General features: G+C 63.5%; 16 protein-coding genes and 2 pseudogenes. 11 read left to right on the forward strand and 7 right to left on the reverse strand.

All coding sequences use genetic code 11. The features are described from left to right. Nucleotides 1-136: 136 nt before the first annotated feature. Nucleotides 137-910, forward strand: coding sequence for a lipoate--protein ligase family protein (locus AC5RU7_RS16410; RefSeq protein WP_494053135.1), 774 nt, complete (start codon nucleotides 137-139; stop codon nucleotides 908-910). Between the two features lie 34 nt (nucleotides 911-944). Here AC5RU7_RS16410 and AC5RU7_RS16415 read toward each other — a convergent pair whose 3' ends face one another. Then, the gene (locus AC5RU7_RS16415) at nucleotides 945-1202 is read right to left on the reverse strand and encodes a mycoredoxin (RefSeq protein ID WP_009357459.1); all 258 of its coding nucleotides are present in this window, start codon (nucleotides 1200-1202) and stop codon (nucleotides 945-947) included. A gap of 131 nt (nucleotides 1203-1333) precedes the next feature. Between AC5RU7_RS16415 and AC5RU7_RS16420 the strand changes: the two are divergent. Together AC5RU7_RS16420 and AC5RU7_RS16425 are read left to right on the forward strand one after the other, a co-directional pair. Beyond that, nucleotides 1334-1657: pseudogene (locus AC5RU7_RS16420) on the forward strand (SOS response-associated peptidase); the annotation flags it as partial. A 205-nt stretch (nucleotides 1658-1862) separates the two neighbouring features. Then, nucleotides 1863-2522 carry a hypothetical protein gene (locus AC5RU7_RS16425; protein WP_494053136.1) on the forward strand — a complete coding sequence of 220 codons (660 nt, stop codon included), beginning with the start codon at nucleotides 1863-1865 and terminating at the stop codon, nucleotides 2520-2522. Nucleotides 2523-2532: 10 nt separating this feature from the next. On the opposite strand, the gene AC5RU7_RS16430 is transcribed toward AC5RU7_RS16425, so the two are convergent. The 4 genes from AC5RU7_RS16430 to AC5RU7_RS16445 all read right to left on the reverse strand — a co-directional run bounded on the left by AC5RU7_RS16430 (nucleotide 2533) and on the right by AC5RU7_RS16445 (nucleotide 7052). After that, nucleotides 2533-3252 carry an SOS response-associated peptidase gene (locus AC5RU7_RS16430; protein WP_494053137.1) on the reverse strand — a complete coding sequence of 240 codons (720 nt, stop codon included), beginning with the start codon at nucleotides 3250-3252 and terminating at the stop codon, nucleotides 2533-2535. Between the two features lie 89 nt (nucleotides 3253-3341). Continuing rightward, nucleotides 3342-3758 carry a hypothetical protein gene (locus tag AC5RU7_RS16435; RefSeq protein WP_494053138.1) on the reverse strand — a complete coding sequence of 139 codons (417 nt, stop codon included), beginning with the start codon at nucleotides 3756-3758 and terminating at the stop codon, nucleotides 3342-3344. Beyond that, a complete protein-coding gene (locus tag AC5RU7_RS16440) occupies nucleotides 3755-5887 on the reverse strand; it encodes a tyrosine-type recombinase/integrase (RefSeq protein WP_494053139.1) in 2133 nt (710 codons plus the stop codon). Before AC5RU7_RS16440 ends, AC5RU7_RS16435 begins: the two co-directional genes overlap by 4 nt. Beyond that, on the reverse strand, nucleotides 5874-7052 hold the full coding sequence (locus AC5RU7_RS16445; protein WP_494053140.1) for a tyrosine-type recombinase/integrase: 1179 nt from the start codon (nucleotides 7050-7052) through the stop codon (nucleotides 5874-5876). The genes AC5RU7_RS16440 and AC5RU7_RS16445 overlap by 14 nt, the downstream gene beginning before the upstream one ends. 180 nt (nucleotides 7053-7232) lie before the next feature. On the opposite strand from AC5RU7_RS16445, the pseudogene AC5RU7_RS16450 reads away from it, so the two are divergent. Next, nucleotides 7233-7676: pseudogene (locus AC5RU7_RS16450) on the forward strand (SOS response-associated peptidase); the annotation flags it as partial. A 25-nt stretch (nucleotides 7677-7701) separates the two neighbouring features. On the opposite strand, the gene AC5RU7_RS16455 reads toward AC5RU7_RS16450, so the two are convergent. After that, entirely contained in the window at nucleotides 7702-8124 is a 423-nt protein-coding gene (locus AC5RU7_RS16455; RefSeq protein WP_494053141.1) for a VOC family protein, read from the reverse strand. A gap of 19 nt (nucleotides 8125-8143) precedes the next feature. Here AC5RU7_RS16455 and AC5RU7_RS16460 point away from each other — a divergent pair, with 19 nt between their 5' ends. After that, nucleotides 8144-8464: a chorismate mutase gene (locus tag AC5RU7_RS16460; protein WP_494009292.1), complete on the forward strand. Its 321-nt coding sequence runs from the start codon at nucleotides 8144-8146 to the stop codon at nucleotides 8462-8464. A 32-nt stretch (nucleotides 8465-8496) separates the two neighbouring features. Here the strand turns inward: AC5RU7_RS16460 and AC5RU7_RS16465 are convergent, their stop codons facing one another. Next, nucleotides 8497-8886 carry a hypothetical protein gene (locus tag AC5RU7_RS16465; protein WP_494053142.1) on the reverse strand — a complete coding sequence of 130 codons (390 nt, stop codon included), beginning with the start codon at nucleotides 8884-8886 and terminating at the stop codon, nucleotides 8497-8499. Between the two features lie 159 nt (nucleotides 8887-9045). Between AC5RU7_RS16465 and AC5RU7_RS16470 the strand changes: the two genes are divergently transcribed. The 6 genes from AC5RU7_RS16470 to pdxS all read left to right on the forward strand — a co-directional run bounded on the left by AC5RU7_RS16470 (nucleotide 9046) and on the right by pdxS (nucleotide 17283). After that, on the forward strand, nucleotides 9046-9384 hold the full coding sequence (locus tag AC5RU7_RS16470; RefSeq protein ID WP_494053143.1) for a DUF6504 family protein: 339 nt from the start codon (nucleotides 9046-9048) through the stop codon (nucleotides 9382-9384). Continuing rightward, nucleotides 9381-12869 (forward strand): DNA polymerase III subunit alpha, encoded by a 3489-nt coding sequence (locus tag AC5RU7_RS16475; protein ID WP_494053144.1) that lies wholly within the window; start codon nucleotides 9381-9383, stop codon nucleotides 12867-12869. Before AC5RU7_RS16470 ends, AC5RU7_RS16475 begins: the two co-directional genes overlap by 4 nt. Before the next feature lie 116 nt (nucleotides 12870-12985). After that, nucleotides 12986-14995: a threonine--tRNA ligase gene (gene thrS, locus AC5RU7_RS16480; RefSeq protein ID WP_494009288.1), complete on the forward strand. Its 2010-nt coding sequence runs from the start codon at nucleotides 12986-12988 to the stop codon at nucleotides 14993-14995. Between the two features lie 18 nt (nucleotides 14996-15013). Further along, the gene (locus AC5RU7_RS16485; RefSeq protein WP_494009287.1) at nucleotides 15014-15601 is read left to right on the forward strand and encodes an HIT family protein; all 588 of its coding nucleotides are present in this window, start codon (nucleotides 15014-15016) and stop codon (nucleotides 15599-15601) included. Beyond that, nucleotides 15591-16214, forward strand: a complete 624-nt coding sequence (gene pgsA / locus AC5RU7_RS16490) for a phosphatidylinositol phosphate synthase (RefSeq protein ID WP_494053145.1) — start codon at nucleotides 15591-15593, stop codon at nucleotides 16212-16214. Before AC5RU7_RS16485 ends, pgsA begins: the two co-directional genes overlap by 11 nt. 142 nt (nucleotides 16215-16356) lie before the next feature. Then, the gene (pdxS, locus tag AC5RU7_RS16495; RefSeq protein WP_494009285.1) at nucleotides 16357-17283 is read left to right on the forward strand and encodes a pyridoxal 5'-phosphate synthase lyase subunit PdxS; all 927 of its coding nucleotides are present in this window, start codon (nucleotides 16357-16359) and stop codon (nucleotides 17281-17283) included. Nucleotides 17284-17291: the final 8 nt, after the last annotated feature.

Here is a 17291-nt window from a genome sequence, read left to right on the forward strand (position 1 = left end):
CGATCCGTGGGACTTGGTGGTGGCCGGATTGCTGCCGGGCCTGTGGGCGGACGCCGTGGCCTTTAAACGTCGTGGGGGGGCGACGGCGTAACCTAGGGTTGGCCTGTCCGCCGGCAGTTCAACCAGGAACTGCGAGATGACCATAAGGGAGCCCGGCACCATGCACCACCCCGTTCAGGAAACGCGCACGCTGACTGTGGTGCGGCAGGAAGTTTCGCTGGGAGCGGGGCGGGACCTGGGATTCGGGCTGGAGCTCCTGGCACAGGCCAGGTCGGGGCAGATCGGCCCCACCCTTCGGCTCTACCGTCCCGCCCCCACCGTGGCGTTCGGACAGCGGGACACCCGCCTGCCGGGGTTTGAAGCAGCGGCCCGTGCCTGCCGTGACAACGGCTTTGAACCGCTGGTCCGCAGGGCCGGCGGACGCGCCGCTGCCTATCACCAGGGGACGCTGGTGGTGGACCACATTGAGCCGGACGTGGATGCGATCGCCGGCTCCAAAACCCGCTTCGGGTACTTCGGGGAGTTGTTCGCCCAGGCACTGCAGGTGGTCGGCGTCCACGCCGCCGTGGGGGAAATACCGGGGGAGTACTGCCCGGGCGAGTTCAGCGTCCACGGAACACACCCGGACGATTCCTCACACCGGATCAAGCTCGTAGGCACGGCCCAGCGGGTCGTGGCGGGCGGCTGGCTGTTCAGCTCCGTGATCGTCGTGGAAAACTCTGCCCCGATCCGGAAAGTCCTGACGGACAGCTACGCCGCCCTGGGGCTTGAATGGGATCCTGCCACTGCGGGCGCCGTCGAAGACCTGGTGCCCGGTGCCACCGTCCAGGCCGTTGAGGACGCGCTGCTGCAAACGTATGCGGGCCATGCCGCCCTGGAGTCTGCTTCCTTCAGCAGCCTGGGGGCATGACCCGCATCGCGAAAGTGTTTACGGCCGGCCGTGCTTATGCCGCCAGGCGCGCCTTCACCTCGGCTGCTGACGGGTTGGTCGCTGCCGAACCGTCCGGGAACAGGACGGTGGGAACGGTGCGGTTGCCGCCGTTCAGCTGCTCCACGAGTTCGGCGGTGCCATCCACTTCCTCGATGTTGATCTCCGTGTAGCCGATGCCCTGCGCATCCAGCTGCTTCTTCAGCCGGTTGCAGTAGCCGCACCAGGTGGTGGAGAACATGGTGATGGTGCCGGATTCGGGAGTGAAATCCACAGGGGTCTCCTCTGTGTCGATGTAGGGTTCCGTTCCTGTCAACGGTAGCGTGCCTCCCCCTATTCCCGTGCGCCCGCGGCTTCCCGGACGGCCCGGATGACAGCAGATGTCGCCGATGGCATGCTGGAGCCATGTGTGGACGCTATGTGATGGCACGTGCTGTGGGGGACCTCCTGGCGGAATTCGACGCCGAGCTGGAGGACGAGGTGAGCATTCCGCCGTCGTGGAATGTGGCGCCCACTGACGACGTCCCCATCGTCCTGGAACGGCTGGTGGATGACGGGCCGGAGCGCAGGCAGGTCCGGCAGCTGCATGTGGCCCGTTGGGGGCTCGTCCCTTCCTGGGCGAAGGATCCGGGCATCGGTTCCCGGATGATCAATGCCAGAAGCGAATCCGTGCTGGAGAAGCCGGCGTTCCGTAAGGCTGTCCAGTCGCGGCGCTGTGCAGTGCCGGCTTATCTGTAGTTGTCTGTCGATCGGCCGGGCAAGGTAGGGGCCGGAACTGTTGAAGACGCGTCCGTAAAGAAGCCGTAACCCTCAGTTTTTCGTCAAGCCCGTTGGCGTTCGCATGCGAATGGTCCAGTATTTGAACATGGCCAGCGGCTCCAGATGATTTTCCGAAGGTCTTGTCGGCGTCAGTGGCCTCCATGGGAAGAAGACGATGGGCGGAATCGAAGGTCTCATGGACGAGTCCAATGAGCGCTGGGATCATGCCGCGAGAAGAGCTCAGGGGCTTGGTGACGACGGCTTGGGCGAGGCCGTGAAAATGTATTACACGCGGTATTTTCCCGCCGGGCTGGTATTACTCCTTGCCTCCGGGACGGTGGGCGGGATGGTGGCCTTCCCGGGTCTTCGAGGGGACTGGGCAGCCTATCTGGTGTTCGGGTTTTTCCTCGCAGTCCTCGGTGTTCTAGTTGGGGGTCTCGTTTACAACTCCAAAAAAGTGGTCCCTGCGGCCAGAACTGGGAGAATCGATGTGCTGCTTTCGCTGGAGAGCGATGAGCGAAAGCAGGTTCGTAGGGAGATAGCCGGGAAGACTGACGTGGATCCGCAACACCTTCTAGTCTCGCGGGGTGCCGCGGTGCAACAGCGGAAGGGTTTGGCGACGCAACTCGTGATCCAGGCACCGCTATTACCGCTCGTCTTTACTCCTCAGGCCGTGAACTTTGCTCTGAGCGGTAACAGCGTGGCCGCTTGGGTGATGGCAGTCGGAGTTGTTGTCGCTGTGATTGCAGTGTTGTTGTTTGTCCGGGACTTCCGGCGGGCGGGCCGGTTCTTGGCACGCACGGCCAACCAGGTGAGTCACGGATCATCTTTCTGAGCCGGCTGGGTTACTTTCCTGCGGTGGCTGGTTCTATAAGCTCCGGCCCGTCATTGCGGACGCTGTTGACACGGTCGCTGACGACACGTGGGACCAGGTGCGGTTCGGGCATGGAATCCAGTAGGGCACGGACGTCTGCCTCGGAGGTTGTGTCCGGGTCGAGCCAGTCCGAATACATTTCCGGAGGCACGATCAGCGGGGTGCGGTCGTGGATGTGGCCGAGGGCGTCGGAGGCATTGGTGGTGATGATCGTGGCTGTTCGCAGCCATTTGTCCGGGTGGTCGTTGGGCAGGGAAGGATCGGGCCAGTTTTCAAAGAGGGCGGCGAAGGCAAGGATCTGGTCGTCCGACCCGTAGAGGTATGTGGGGATCTTCCCGCCGTCAGGGGTTTTTTCCCATTCAAAGTATCCGTCGCCTGCGAGTAATCCCCGTCTTGCGGATGCGGCTTTCCTGAAGGAGGGTTTTTCTGTGATGGTTTCCATTCTGGCGTTGATGAGTCTCGCGCCGCCTTTGGGGTCCTTGGCCCAGGACGGAACCAGGCCCCAGCGGGCGGTGACTAACTTTCGTGTCACTGGTGCGCCGTCTCCTGAGCTCCGGTCCAGAATCAGGGGGACCATGTCGGTTGGGGCGACGTTGTAGGAAGGCTGGAGCTCATCGACGTAGGATTCCTCGACGTCGAAAGCCGCGAGAAGGTCACCGACAGCTCTGCTCATGACGTATCTGCCGCACATAGGGCCATTATGCCCGCTGCTGCGGCCGCTGATCCTGTCCCATCGCCGCAACTATCGTCTATTGCATTGATGGAAGGGGGATCCGTTGGTCAGTCGGCGTCGTGCAAACCAGGGTGGCGCCGCAGCCGCAGCAGTTCGCCATGGGCGGCTTCCAGAGCGGCCTTGAGTTCGGAGATCTCGGCCCGATTCCGGGCCCGTTCGTCTCGGAGGGCGATGGTGAGTGTGCGGACGATGTTGCTTGTGGAGGTTGCCGCGGCGGGCTCGCTGGGCGGCCCTGCCGCCCGTATGCCGGCTGTGCGGCTGCGAAGGTCTTGGATGCGGTTACGCAGATCAGTCGTGCGGTAGAGAAAGTCCTTGGAAATGTGGCCCGCCGTCGCGACCGCCTCAAAGGTGATGGGTGCGCCGGCTTTTAGTAGTGCGCGTATGCCGGCGTCAGCGCGGTCCCGCGCTGCTTGGCGTTTTCGTGACGCGGCCTGGGCGAGTAGTTCCGGGTTGCCGCGGCTCATTGCGACTCCTGCGGATCGCGTCGGTCCGCGCTGATTCGGGTTTGCTCTCCTGCGCCGCGGATTGGCTCGTGGGCATCGTCCGTTTGTGTAGTGAGCGTTTCAACGATGGTCTTGAGTGCAAGCTGCTCGCGGCGCCGGAGGGTGAGCCAGACGTGGTTTTCGCTCATCGGTTGTCCTGTGCGTTGCTGGTGCGCAGCCTGCCGGTTGTCGATGAGCTGGTCGAGAGCGACGGCTTCGCCCTCGTGGACGCCCAGGAATCGTTCGTCGGTGACGAACAGGTTGCAGGTGAGGCAGGCGTTGCCTTTGTCGCAGCTCTTGGCAGGGGGCAGTGTGCACCAGCCGTTTGGTAGTACCCGGTCGGTGCGTGAGTCCAACGCCATCAGCTCATAGAGGTCCTCACCCTGGATCGCTGATGCGGAACCCGACGTTGTGATCTTGCGGTAGCGGAGGAACTCGGCCTTCGCTGTCGCGTCGAGGGTCTGCGCGTAGTGCATCGTCATTTCGGGGCTTAGGTGGCCCATGTAGCGCTGGACGACGTGCAGGGGCACGCCTGCGTTGATCAGGCCTGTCGCTTTCGTGTGCCGGAACCGGTGCGTTTTGCCCAAGTCCAGCGGGGTCCCGTCGGCTTCAGTCAACCCGGCGAGGGCAACGAGATGATGCAATTGTCGTCGGAACCGTCCGTCTTTGTAGGGGTGCTGGCCAAGCAGATTTCCCTGAGCCTTCACGAACAAGTACTTCGGCGTCACCCCGGCTTCGAAGTGTTCGGTGAGCCAGCGGCGCTGCTCTGCGATGATGGCGGTGACTTCCTGGTCGACGAAGATCGTGTCCGGCGCGTCCACGATTTTCGTCTGCTGGTAGCGCAGTTTCGCGATGTTTCCGCCTTCAGGCGTAGGGCCCTCAACCGGGATGATCGGATCCGGATCCAGCATGCAGATTTCATTGATCCGACGCCCGGTAGCCATCATCAGCAACAGAATCCGCATCCCCTGCTCATCCCCTAATCCACCCAGCGGGCGAGGGACGCCAAGCAGATGGGCATGTGACGCCAGCGCTGACATGACTGTGTCGGTAAACAGGTGCCGTTCGTCGTAGCGGTTCTTGTGAACGCGCGGGATGTCTCCCGGTCGCCAGAACCTCAGATACTCAGGACCAATACCGGCCCACCGCTCATCACCGACCGCGGCCGCAGCCTCGGGTCCGAAATCGTTCATGAATGCGTAGAGGCCCCGGACCGCCGCTGTAATCTGGGCAACGCTCCCAATCGAGCGCGGTTTGCCGGTGTTCTTCCCGTGGCGCGTTTTCGTTTGACGGGTTTCGCCCAGGAACTCCAGCATCAACGGGCGCAGTCGGGCAGGGTCCGGCGTGAGTCGCGGACCCGGGAGATTTCGGGCTGCCGCAAATTCTCCGAAGGGAAGGAGCGCGTTGTGGCGGCCGTGCACGCTTGCCCAGGTCAGCTGGCCCGCCTCGAGCTGGGTCTTGACGTAGAACATCGCGCCCTGACGGAACCATGTGGGTTGGAGTCGGTGCCAGTGGACCGCGACCTGCGAGAGCATCTCCTGGGGCCGCCGGGGGATCCGCCGGTCCATGGTCAGGTCCCAGATCTCTCGCTGCCACCATGGCCTCGTGTCATAGGCGAACCAGAGAAGCTTGCTGACCCGATCCAGCGGCGACAGGATCGTGCGCAGCGTGTTCGTATTAGGCAGCTGCTTCGTGCGTCGGACCCAAGTCGTAGCGAGTTCCGTGCGCCATTCGGCCGGCGTGTAGTCCATCACGCTCTCGAACGGCTGGCCGGCCCGCTGCAGCCGTTTCGATGTCGCGGCGAGTTCCCTCAGGAGTAATCCCAGCGGCGCGCAGGGCACTCGCCCGCCGAGCTCCACGATGCGCCAGATCGCGAACATCAGCTCGTTCTGCATCGTCGTGGTCAGGCCGTCGAGGTGAATGTTGCCGATCTTGTCATGATAAAAACCGAATGAGCTCAAATGCTCGGCCGGGATCGAGTCCCGCGTGTAGTGCAGCAGCCGAAGGCCCTCGGGGACTGCGCTGACCAGTTCCTCGTTCCGTGCCGCATTGAAGCCCGGCGCTCCGCCGGCACTCAGGATCCCGACCATTTCTGCGTCAGATGTCCGCATGCCCGTCCCTCCATTGCTTTGTCACGGCGGCCCAATCGGCCAGTGCCCGTAACTCTTCGTCCTCAGTCACCCAGGCGTAGGTGTTCAAAGTCGTCTGGACATCGGCGTGGCCGAGTCGCCGACTGACCACATGAATCGGTCGCCCAGAGAGAAGCAGGGCCGTGGCATGCGTGTGACGGAACCAGTGCGGGGACCAACGCGCCGGCACAAGATCGCCAAGTACGCGCTTTATCCGGGTGATCAGCTTGTAAATCGTCTCCGGGCGGATCGGCGCGAAGCGCTCTCCGCCGGCGACGTTCACGAAAACGTATGACGCGTCGATGTCCTCCACCACCAGGTCCAGACCCGCCTCGCAGAGGTGCCAGACGTACTCGGCGTAGAGACGGTCCAGCCCGTCGGAAATGTAGAGCTTGCGGTAATTTCCGCCCTTCACCCGCGCCCCGTGGGGATGGGGGCGTGGGACAACCTCGATGTACGGGTTCTCGCCGCCACCTGAATGCCAGTCCCGGTGCTGCAACGACAGCGCCTCGCCCAGCCGCAAGCCTGTCTCCTCAAGCAAAGAAAAGAACAATCGGTCCCTGAGAGATCCCGACCACGAGCGCGTGCCGGGGTCCCAGTGCGCGCAGGCATGTTTGATGGAATCGATCTGCACGGGCGTCAAGGTCGGTGCCGCCCGCCGTCGCCGGTGGACCTTCACCGACACCGACGCCGCACGAGAACCGCGTCGGATGTGAGTCAGGAACGGCAAGTACGGCGAACTAGATTCCCGACCCAGGAACAGCGCCGGAATTCCCTCGAGGCCGCGCCACTGCTGAAACACATAGAACGAGCGAACCGCCTGCAGTCTCTGGGCCGCCGTTGCATCCGCGATCCGCGCCGGCACAGCGGACAACGATGCAACTCCCGGCGGAAGCCCCGACCGCATCCAGCCGAGGAACCCAGTGAAATCCTCAACACCGAACACGTCCCAGCTCCGACCGCGAAGCTCGAGGAACTCCCACCACAACGCCAACCCTCGCGCGTAAGCTTTGACTGTGTTCGGCGAGGCGTCGGTCTGCCGCAAAAACTCAAGGTACGACTCGATCTCCTTGGCTGGCAGTAGATCAGCGCCCAGAACAGTCCAAGTGGGCTCCTCGCCCTCCAACCGAATGCTTTGCACCCTCATCGCGCGGCTCCTTTGCCAAGCCCATAGTCCACCCGGCCTGCTCGCTTGCCTCGCAACGACACGAAAGATGGCCGCAGCGTCAAAGACGGGTACCGGGTAATGCCGACTTCAACACTTTCCAGAGGGCAAAGTCTGACTGTTGAAGACGTAAAAGACGGCGGCCTGGGAGTACCGGATAACCCGGCGGACGGTTACTACGAATGGAAGCAGGGCCCGGGGAAGACCAAACAGCCCTACTACGTGCATCCCGGGGAAAACGGGGGCCTGGTCTTTGCCGGCCTCTACGAATGGTGGAGGGACCCCTCCGTGCCGGCCGGCGAGCCCGGGCAGTGGATGCTTTCCACCTCCATCCTGACAACGGACACACCGCCCCCGGGATCAGAATCGACAGTGTTCGGGAAGCTCACTGCCCTGCATGACCGGGTTCCGCTGCCCATGGACAAGGCCACCATGCGGGCCTGGCTGGACCCGGAAGCTGATGATGCCGCCGGCTTGGTGGACCTCGTGCGGTCCGGCGTCAAGGACGTTGCTGCGGACTGGCGCGTGGAGTCGGTGGGCAAGGAAGTGGGCAACGTGCGCAACAACGGTCCGGAACTGATCAGGCCCGTAGAGGCGCTGTTCTAGGAGTCCCCGCCCCGGCGGCGTTGACTTAGACGGTGACTGAACCGTCGTCGTCCACAGCCCAGGTGGGGTTGTACGCCACTTCCCAGCGGAAACCGTCCGGGTCCGCGAAGTACCCTGTATAGCCGCCCCACGGCTGGGTGACCGGCTCGGCAACAATGGCGGCACCCGCGGCCGCCGCCTCCGCCATTACCTGGTCCACCTCCTCAACGCTCGCCAGGTTTTGGCTGAGGGTGATGCAGGGGACCGGCCCGGGGGCGCTGACGCCTGCTTCCGCCTGCATCTGCCCCGCGTCCCAGAGTGAAAGCACCAGGCCATGGTTGACCTGGATGAACACCACGTCCCCGGCAACCTCCTTGTGGACCGGCCAGCCCAGGCCATCCACGTAGAACGCCCTGGACGCTGGAACGCTGCGGACGCCCAGTGAAATGAAGTCGACTCTTGGCTGCATGCTTCGATACTGTCAGACGATGGCAACTATTCAAGGAAACGATCGGGACGCTTTGGCCGACAAAGAACAGCTCGCTGCCGTCCGGGTTGCTGTGGATGAGGTGGATGAACAGATCGTCACCCTCATCGCCCGCCGCGAACGGCTGATTCGCATCGCCGGCACCCTGAAGGGCGACGACGCGGAGGTCCGTGCGCCCGACCGCGTGGAACGGATTATCGAACACGTCCGTTCGGCCGCTGAGAAGAAGGACATTGACCCGGACATCGTGGAATCCACGTACCGGGCCATGATCTCGGGCTTCATTGAACTCGAGATGCGGGTCCACAAAGAATCCAGCTGAACCCCGCGCCAGGGCAAGAAAAAGAGGAAGCCTTACAGGGCTTCCTCTACCGGGACGCCGGACTGGAATTCCCGGCCGTCCGCCTCACTGAAGGCGGAGATGACATGCCCCTGCCCCAGCCCGTTGATGGCTGCCTTGGGAAACTGCCCGGTAATGGTGTTTTCGGAGTGCGATACACCTGACAGGTCGTAGTTCTCCTCAATGCCCTGTTCGCGGTTGAACGAGTAGAAGGCAATGGCCTCCCCGTTCATGAACTCAATGCACAGCCGCCGTTGCGACGAATAATCCGGTGTGGCCCCGACCATTCCCACGACATATGCGCCGGACCCTGGAATGGTGCCGTCGATGTCGAAGGTGGCCACGAGGGTGGAGTCCTGTGCCTTGAGGCTTGCCTGCTTGAGGAGTGCGTCTTGGGTTTCCATGGCTCCATCCTGCTCCCTGCTTTCCGCTCCGTCCACCCCCTTGTCCGGTAACGGCGGGGAAGCCCTGCGACCCCTTTCTATGCATTGGGCTGAACCGGGCGTAGACTTGAACTGTTCGAACACATATTCGAATAGGGTCAGGTTATTCCGGGAGGCGCCATGGGCATGTTCAGCGAATCCGTTGATGTCCTGTGCTCTCCTGAGGGCCAACCTGTAAGCCTTGTTTGGGCCGGCAGGTCCTACGATGTCTGTGCCGAACCAATGCGCTGGTATGAGCGCCGGCAGTGGTGGGCGGAAGACAGCAGGGCGCCTTTGGGGAGCGGTCCCGGGGTGGTGGACCATGAAATCTGGCGGGTGCAGGTATTGCCGTCCCCGGGTGGAGCCGCCGGAAGCACGGCGCACGGTGAACCACTGACCCTTGACCTTTCCCGCCATATCCGCAGTGGCCGCTGGCGGCTGGTGCGGATCCATGATGCCCTCCGGCCCAGAACAGCATGAGCTTCACGCACCTTCACGTCTCCACCGCATTCAGCGCCCACTATGGGGTTTCCTGGCCGGATGAACTGGCACAGGCTGCCGCCGCGGACGGCGCCACCGCCCTTGCCTGCACGGACCGCGACGGCCTGTATGGAACCATCAAGCACCTTAAGGCCTGCATGGCTGCCGGTTTGGATCCCATCGTCGGAGTTGACCTTGCGGTCCTTGACGACGACGGCGACCACCGTACCCAGGTGGCAGGCAGGGTGGTTGTCCTTGCCCGCGGGCACAACAACGGTGCCGGCTATCGGGCCTTGTGCCGCCTGATCTCCGATGCCCACGCACGGACAACGGGAAAAGCCGGGGGAGCGGTGCCGGTTGCCGTGACACGTGCCGAACTTGCCTCCCGGACGCTTGATCCCCAGACCCTCAAGCCGGTACTGACTGTCCTGATCGGCCCTGATTCGGATGTTGGCCGGGCAATGGGAGGCCGGCGCTATCTCCGCCCGCGTACCCTTTTTAAGCAATGGCTGGATGCCATGCCAGGCGGGACGGTGGTGGCAGAGATTGTCTCCCAGCTCAGCGCCCCGGGGTCACCATTGAGCACTGCCCACGCAGTCCGCATGCTCCGGCTTGCCGAGGAACACCACGTACCGGCGATCCTGACAAACGCAGTCCGGTACTGTGCTGCAGACGGCGCACCCACAGCTGACGTTCTTGATTCGGCAAGGACCCTGAAATCGCTTCCGGAGCTCGCCACCGAACCGCTGCTGCAACCCACCGGCCAGGGCTGGCTAAAGTCTGCTGACCAGATGCTCCTGCTCGGCAAGGAAATCATCGCTGCCGCAGGTTACGGTGCCGCTGACCTTAAGCAGCTGATGACGCAGACCGAGGCGCTCGCCGACCTGTGCCGGATTGATCCCGCTGCCGATATGGGGTGGAAGCAGCCTGTTGTGCCGGAGACAGCCGTGCTGGGGATCAGCCAGGACCCGCACCAGGAGCTGGTGGAGCGTTGCAATGCAGGGATCGGCAGGCGGTTTCCAGGCATCAGCGGGGCGGCGGAAAGAACCATGGAGTCACGGCTTGAGCATGAACTGCGTATCATCCGGAACCTCGGTTTTTCCTCCTACTTCCTGACAGTGGCAGAGGTGTCCAGGATGATCCAGGACATGGGTGTCCGGGCTGCGGCCCGCGGATCCGGCGCTTCCAGCCTTGTGAACTACCTCATCGATGTCAGCCACGTGAACCCCCTCCAGCATGACCTGATCTTCGAGCGTTTCCTCTCCCAGGACCGGGCAACCCTGCCGGACATCGACATCGACGTCGAAAGTGCCGAGCGCCATAACGTCTACCGGCGGATTTTCGAGCGGTTCGGTGCCGAGCGGGTCACGTTGATGAGCATGCAGAACGGTTACCGGGCCAGGGGAGCGGTACGCGATGCCGGTATGGCACTCGGCATGGATGACGGCGAAGTGGGTGAGATCGCCAAGCAGCTGTGGCGCTTCTCGGCCCGCAAGTTCCGTGAAGCGCTGCAGGAAAAGCCCGAACTCAAGGAGTTCGCCGGAAGGGTTGAGCAGCGCGATGCCGACGGCAACCAGCAGCTCGATCTGCTGGTGGACCTGACCGAACGCCTTGACCGGCTGCCACGCCACATCTCCATGCATCCCTGTGGGGTGATCCTCGGTGACGCCACGCTCCTGGACCGCACCCCGGTACAGCCCAGCGGACTGGGGCTGCCCATGAGCCAGTTCGACAAGCACGACATGGACCCCATGGGCATGCTGAAGCTCGATGTCCTGGGTGTGCGGATGCAAAGCGCCATGGCATTCGCGGTCCGGGAAATCATCCGGATTCATCCTTCAAAGAATGAGGTTGTTACTGCCGGCCGGCACCCTGCCGGGGCGGATGGTTCGGGACCAGCCTATATTGCTGACAACGGCCACATCGACCTCAACGCCGTGCCGCTCGATGACGAGCCCACCTACGAACTGATCCGCAGCACGCACACTTTAGGCTGCTTCCAGATCGAATCACCGGGCCAGCGCGAGCTGATCGGCAAGATGGCCCCGCGTGAATTCAACGACCTCATCATCGATATTTCGCTGTTCCGGCCCGGGCCCATGAAGTCGGATATGGTGCGGCCCTTCCTTGAACACCGGCACGGGTTTGCCCCGGAGGTCTACCCCCACCCCGACCTGAAACCGGTGCTGGCGGAAACACACGGCGTGACCGTGTTCCACGAGCAGATCCTGAGGACGTTCGACGTCATGACCGGGTGCGGCTTGGCCAAAGCGGACGAGTTCCGCAGGGCCCTGAGCAGCGAAGAAGGCGAAGCCGGCGTCGAAGATTATTTCCGAAGGAAGGCAAAAGTGAAGGGGTATTCAGCAGACGTCGTTGACAAGGTTTGGGACACCCTTAAATCCTTTGCCAGCTTCGGTTTCTGCAAAGCCCACGGTGCGGCCTTCGCTGTGCCCACCTACCAGTCAGCCTGGCTGAAAACCCACCACCCCGAGGCATTCCTTGCCGGGCTGTGGGAGCACGATCCGGGCATGTACCCCAAACGGCTGCTGGTTGCCGAGGCGAGAAGGCTGGGCATCCCTATCCTTCCTCTTGATATCAACCTCAGCAAGGCTGAGTACCGGGTGGAGCGGGTCCAGTCCGGCCCTGACGCCGGAAAACTCGGTATCCGGCTGAGCCTCAACGGTATTTACGGGCTCTCCAGGACAGAGTTGAAGAGAATCGTTGCCGGACAGCCGTACGAATCGCTGGCCGACCTCCGGGCAAGGTCGAAAATCAGCAAGCCAAACATCAAAAGGCTCGCGCAGCTGGGTGCCTTCGATTCACTGCACCGGGAGGCGGGAGGTACTGCCAACCGGGCAGACCTGGTGCAGCATCTGCAGAAGCTCCAGGCGTCCGGCAGCAGCAGGAAAGGCGTCGAGGTCCTGGAGGGACAGTTACCGCTGCCCCTTGGGGATGTTGAACTCCGGAATGTCGCCCCGGGACTGCCGGAACCAACCCTGGTGGAAAACGTCCGGGCAGAGCTTGACCTGATGGCGGTGGACGTCAGTACCCACCTGATGGACAGCCACCGGCCCCTGCTGGACAGGCTGGGCGTCACCACCGCAGACAAACTGCTGGGCCTGCGCAACGGTACGGAGGTCCTGGTGGCCGGGGTGCGTGTGGCCACCCAGACGCCTCCCATGCGGGGCGGCAGGCGGGTGGTGTTCATCAGCATCGACGACGGCACCGGCTGTGTTGACTCTGTCTTCTTCCACGAGGCCCAGGAAAAAGCTGGGATGCTCCTGTTCGGCACCCGGCTGCTCCTGATCAGGGGTACCACCCGGCGGACCGGTCCCCGGGGAATCAGTTTGAGTGCCAGCATGGCCTGGGACCTGAGCCGGACCGAAACCCTGCCGTTCCCGGATCCCGCAGCCCAGGCGCCGGACGTGCCACATCCTCTGGACGGGATCAGCAGAAGCCTCGCCATTACCGGATTCAACGGCTGACACTGCCGTGCGCCGCGTTGGTCGGCCTATCCCCGAACAGATAGCATTGACGATGGCTGGCTGTGGTCCCCGTACGCCACAAGCTATGAAGCCTGAACTTTGAATAGGAGACACCCGTGTCAGATGCCCAGCAGATCACCCTCGTCGTCGATGGCGAAGAGACCAAGGTGACTACCGGGACAACCGGTGCGGAACTCTTCTTTGAGCGCCGCGATGTAGTTGTGGCCCGCGTCAACGGCGAACTGAAGGACCTGGACCAGGAACTTCCCGAGGGCGCCGACGTCGAAGGCGTCACCATCGATTCCCCTGACGGGCTGAACGTGCTCCGCCACTCCACCGCCCACGTCATGGCCCAGGCAGTCCAGCAGTTGCGGCCGGACGCCAAGCTGGGAATCGGCCCCTACATCACCGACGGCTTCTACTTCGACTTCGATGTCGCAGAGCCGTTCACCCCCGAGGACCTCAAGACCCTCGAGAAGATGATGCAGAAGATCATCAACCAGAACCAGAAGTTCGTCCGCCGCGTGGTCAACGAGGACGAAGCCCGTGAGGCCATGAAGAACGAGCCTTACAAGCTGGAGCTGCTGGGCAAGAAGAACGACGCCGCCGAGGCCGGTGAAGGCGTGAACGTCGAGGTGGGTGCCGGTGACATCACCATCTACGACAACGTGGAGCGCAAGGACGGCACCACCGTCTGGTGCGACCTCTGCCGCGGGCCGCACCTGCCCAACACCAAGCTCATCTCCAACGCCTTTGCCCTGACCCGGTCATCCTCCGCCTACTGGCTGGGCAACCAGAAGAACCAGCAGCTGCAGCGCATCTATGGCACCGCCTGGCCCACCAAGGACGCGCTCAAGGCGTACCAGGAGCGGCTCGCCGAGGCAGAACGCCGCGACCACCGGAAGCTCGGCTCGGAACTGGACCTCTTCTCCTTCCCGGACGAGCTGGGCTCCGGCCTGCCCGTCTTCCACCCCAAGGGCGGCATCATCCGCAAGGAGATGGAGGACTACTCACGCCAGCGCCACGTCGAGGCGGGCTACGAGTTCGTCTACACGCCGCACATCACGAAAGGCCACCTCTACGAGGTTTCCGGCCACCTCGACTGGTACAAGGACGGCATGTTCCCGGCCATGCAGGTGGACGCCGAACTGAACGAGGACGGCACCGTGCGCAAGCCGGCCCAGGACTACTACCTGAAGCCGATGAACTGCCCCATGCACAACCTGATCTTCAGGTCCCGCGGCCGGTCCTACCGGGAACTGCCCCTGCGCCTGTTCGAATTCGGATCCGTTTACCGCTATGAGAAGTCCGGCGTTGTCCACGGCCTCACCCGGGTCCGCGGAATGACACAGGACGACGCCCACATCTACTGCACCCGCGAACAGATGAAGGACGAGCTCACCAAGACCCTGACATTCGTCCTGGACCTGCTCAAGGACTACGGCCTGAACGACTTTTACCTGGAGCTATCCACGAAGGACCCGGAAAAGTATGTCGGCGAAGACGCCGCCTGGGAAGAGGCCACCAGGACCCTCGCCGAGGTTGCGCAGGAGTCGGGGCTGGAACTTGTTCCGGACCCGGGCGGAGCAGCCTTCTACGGACCCAAGATCTCCGTGCAGGCGAAGGACGCCCTGGGCCGCACCTGGCAGATGTCCACCATCCAGCTGGACTTCAACCTGCCCGAGCGCTTCGAACTGGAGTTCCAGGCAGCGGACGGCAGCCGGCAGCGGCCGGTGATGATCCACCGCGCGCTCTTCGGCTCCGTGGAGCGGTTCATGGGCGTGCTGACCGAACACTACGCCGGCGCGTTCCCGGCCTGGCTGGCGCCCGTCCAGGTGGTGGGCATCCCCGTTGCGGAAGCCTTCAACGAGTACATGTTCGACGTCGTCGACCAGCTTAAGGCGGCAGGCATCCGCGCCGAGGTGGATACGTCGTCGGACCGCTTCCCGAAGAAGATTCGCACGGCCAGCAAGGACAAGATCCCGTTCGTGCTGATTGCCGGCGGGGACGACGCCGAGGCAGGTGCCGTGTCCTTCCGCTTCCGTGACGGAAGCCAGGACAACGGTGTTCCGGTGGCCGAGGCAATCAAGCGGATCACGGAAGCCGTCCGTAACCGGACCAGCTAGCGGAACGGAACCAGCAGCGTGCAGGAGAACACAGGCGCAGGGTATCCAGGGGATGCCGGCGTTACCGACGACTTTGCCCTCGCCGGTGTCCCCGACGCCTTCCAGCGCCTGTGGACTCCGCACCGCATGGCCTACATCAAGGGCGGCCAGCACCAGTTCAAGAACGAAAACGACTGCCCTTTCTGCCTGGGGCCGGGCCGCACGGACGAGGATGCGCTCATCGTCCACCGCGGCAAGACCTGCTACGTGGTGTTGAACCTCTTCCCCTACAATCCGGGGCACCTGCTGGTGTGCCCCTACCGCCACATTCCTGATTACACGGACCTGACCCTTGAGGAAACCGCTGAGTTTGCCGACCTCACGCAGACCGCCATGCGCGTGCTGCGGAAAGTGGCGAACCCCGGCGGGTTCAACCTGGGGATGAACCAGGGCGTGGTGGGCGGTGCCGGCATCGCCGCCCACCTGCACCAGCACGTGGTTCCACGCTGGGGCGGGGACGGGAACTTCTTCCCGATCATCGCCCAGACCAAGGCCATCACGCAGACCCTCGACGAGGTCCGCCAGCAGGTGGCCGACGCCTGGCCCGGGGAGACGGATGCTGAATAGGCACGCGCGCGGATTCTTCACCGCGCTGTTCACCCCGCTGGCCCGCTGGCTCCTGAGGATGGGCGTCTCGCCGGACGCCGTTACCGTCATTGGCACTGCCGGAGTTGTTGTGGGCGCACTGGTGTTCTATCCCCTGGGGCAGCTGTTCTGGGGAACACTGTTCATCACCGCATTCATCTTCTCCGACGTCCTGGACGGCATCATGGCCAGGATGCAGGATGTGAAAAGCCGGTGGGGAAACTTCCTCGACTCCACCCTGGACCGCATCGCCGACGGCGCGCTCTTTGCCGGCCTGGCCATCTGGTTCTTCACGGGCGGGGCGGATACCCCCATAGCAGTTGCTGCCATGATCTGCCTGGTCCTTGGCATGGTGGTGTCCTATGCCAGGGCCAAGGCGGAGTCCCTCGGGTTCACCGCGAACGTGGGAATCGCCGAGCGTGCGGAACGCCTGGTTTCAGTGCTGGTGGTTACCGGCCTGACCGGCGTGGGCCTGCCACCCGTGGTGCTCCTGGCCACCCTCGCGCTGCTCGCCCTGGCCAGCTTCATCACCGTTGTGCAGCGCGTGTTGTCCGTCCGCCGGCAGGCACAGGCGGAACCGACGCCCGCTGATTAAGCATGATTAAGCCGCCCGGCCCTGGTGGGACTAGTATTAGGACTGCCCGGTCAATGGATCCGGCACTATCCGTGTGTGCACAGTCCGGCACTTGCCGCCTGCACGCCCGGCGAAGGTCATCTATCTACCCATAGGGGTTTTTGTGTCTACACCTGATGTAAGCAGCGAGGCCGGTTCCTCCGCGAACAGCGTCACGGGCAGCAGCCGCGTGAAGCGTGGCATGGCCGAGATGCTCAAGGGCGGCGTCATCATGGACGTCGTCAATGTCGAACAGGCCCGCATCGCCGAAGACGCCGGTGCCGTTGCTGTCATGGCGCTCGAACGCGTGCCGGCCGACATCCGCGCCCAGGGCGGCGTGTCCCGCATGTCCGATCCCGACATGATCGACCAGATCATCGACGCCGTGTCCATCCCGGTCATGGCCAAGGCCCGGATCGGCCACTTCGTCGAAGCCCAGGTCCTGCAGTCCCTCGGCGTCGACTACATTGACGAGTCCGAGGTCCTCACCCCGGCCGACTACACCAACCACATCGACAAGTGGAACTTCACCGTTCCCTTCGTCTGCGGTGCCACCAACCTCGGTGAGGCGCTGCGCCGCATCAACGAGGGCGCGGCCATGATCCGCTCCAAGGGCGAGGCCGGCACCGGCGACGTCTCCAACGCCACCACGCACATGCGCCAGATCCGTGCCGAGTTGCTCAAGCTCGCCGCCCTGCCCGAGGACGAGCTCTACGTCGCCGCCAAGGAACTGCAGGCACCGTACGAACTGGTCAAGGAAGTAGCCTCCACCGGCAAGCTTCCCGTGGTGCTGTTCACCGCCGGCGGTATCGCCACCCCGGCCGACGCCGCGATGATGATGCAGCTCGGTGCCGACGGTGTGTTCGTCGGCTCCGGCATCTTCAAGTCCGGCAACCCTGCCCAGCGCGCGGCCGCCGTCGTCAAGGCCACCACCTTCTTCGACGATCCTGACGTCATCGCCAAGGCCTCCCGCGGCCTGGGTGAAGCCATGGTGGGTATCAACGTCGACGAGATCCCCCAGCCGCACCGCCTGGCCGAGCGCGGCTGGTAATTCTGCCT

The sequence above is a fragment of the Arthrobacter sp. K410C genome, assembly GCF_059090105.1.

Bases quoted from the DNA above. Each gene is read 5' to 3' on its own strand.
- AC5RU7_RS16410 (WP_494053135.1), top strand. From the start codon at position 137: ATGACCATAAGGGAGCCCGGCACCATGCACCACCCCGTTCAGGAAACG.
- AC5RU7_RS16425 (WP_494053136.1), top strand. From the start codon at position 1,863: ATGGGCGGAATCGAAGGTCTCATGGACGAGTCCAATGAGCGCTGGGAT.
- AC5RU7_RS16430 (WP_494053137.1), bottom strand. From the start codon at position 3,252: ATGTGCGGCAGATACGTCATGAGCAGAGCTGTCGGTGACCTTCTCGCG.
- AC5RU7_RS16435 (WP_494053138.1), bottom strand. From the start codon at position 3,758: ATGAGCCGCGGCAACCCGGAACTACTCGCCCAGGCCGCGTCACGAAAA.
- AC5RU7_RS16440 (WP_494053139.1), bottom strand. From the start codon at position 5,887: ATGCGGACATCTGACGCAGAAATGGTCGGGATCCTGAGTGCCGGCGGA.
- AC5RU7_RS16445 (WP_494053140.1), bottom strand. From the start codon at position 7,052: ATGAGGGTGCAAAGCATTCGGTTGGAGGGCGAGGAGCCCACTTGGACT.
- AC5RU7_RS16455 (WP_494053141.1), bottom strand. From the start codon at position 8,124: ATGCAGCCAAGAGTCGACTTCATTTCACTGGGCGTCCGCAGCGTTCCA.
- AC5RU7_RS16460 (WP_494009292.1), top strand. From the start codon at position 8,144: ATGGCAACTATTCAAGGAAACGATCGGGACGCTTTGGCCGACAAAGAA.
- AC5RU7_RS16465 (WP_494053142.1), bottom strand. From the start codon at position 8,886: ATGGAAACCCAAGACGCACTCCTCAAGCAGGCAAGCCTCAAGGCACAG.
- AC5RU7_RS16470 (WP_494053143.1), top strand. From the start codon at position 9,046: ATGGGCATGTTCAGCGAATCCGTTGATGTCCTGTGCTCTCCTGAGGGC.
- AC5RU7_RS16475 (WP_494053144.1), top strand. From the start codon at position 9,381: ATGAGCTTCACGCACCTTCACGTCTCCACCGCATTCAGCGCCCACTAT.
- pgsA (WP_494053145.1), top strand. From the start codon at position 15,591: ATGCTGAATAGGCACGCGCGCGGATTCTTCACCGCGCTGTTCACCCCG.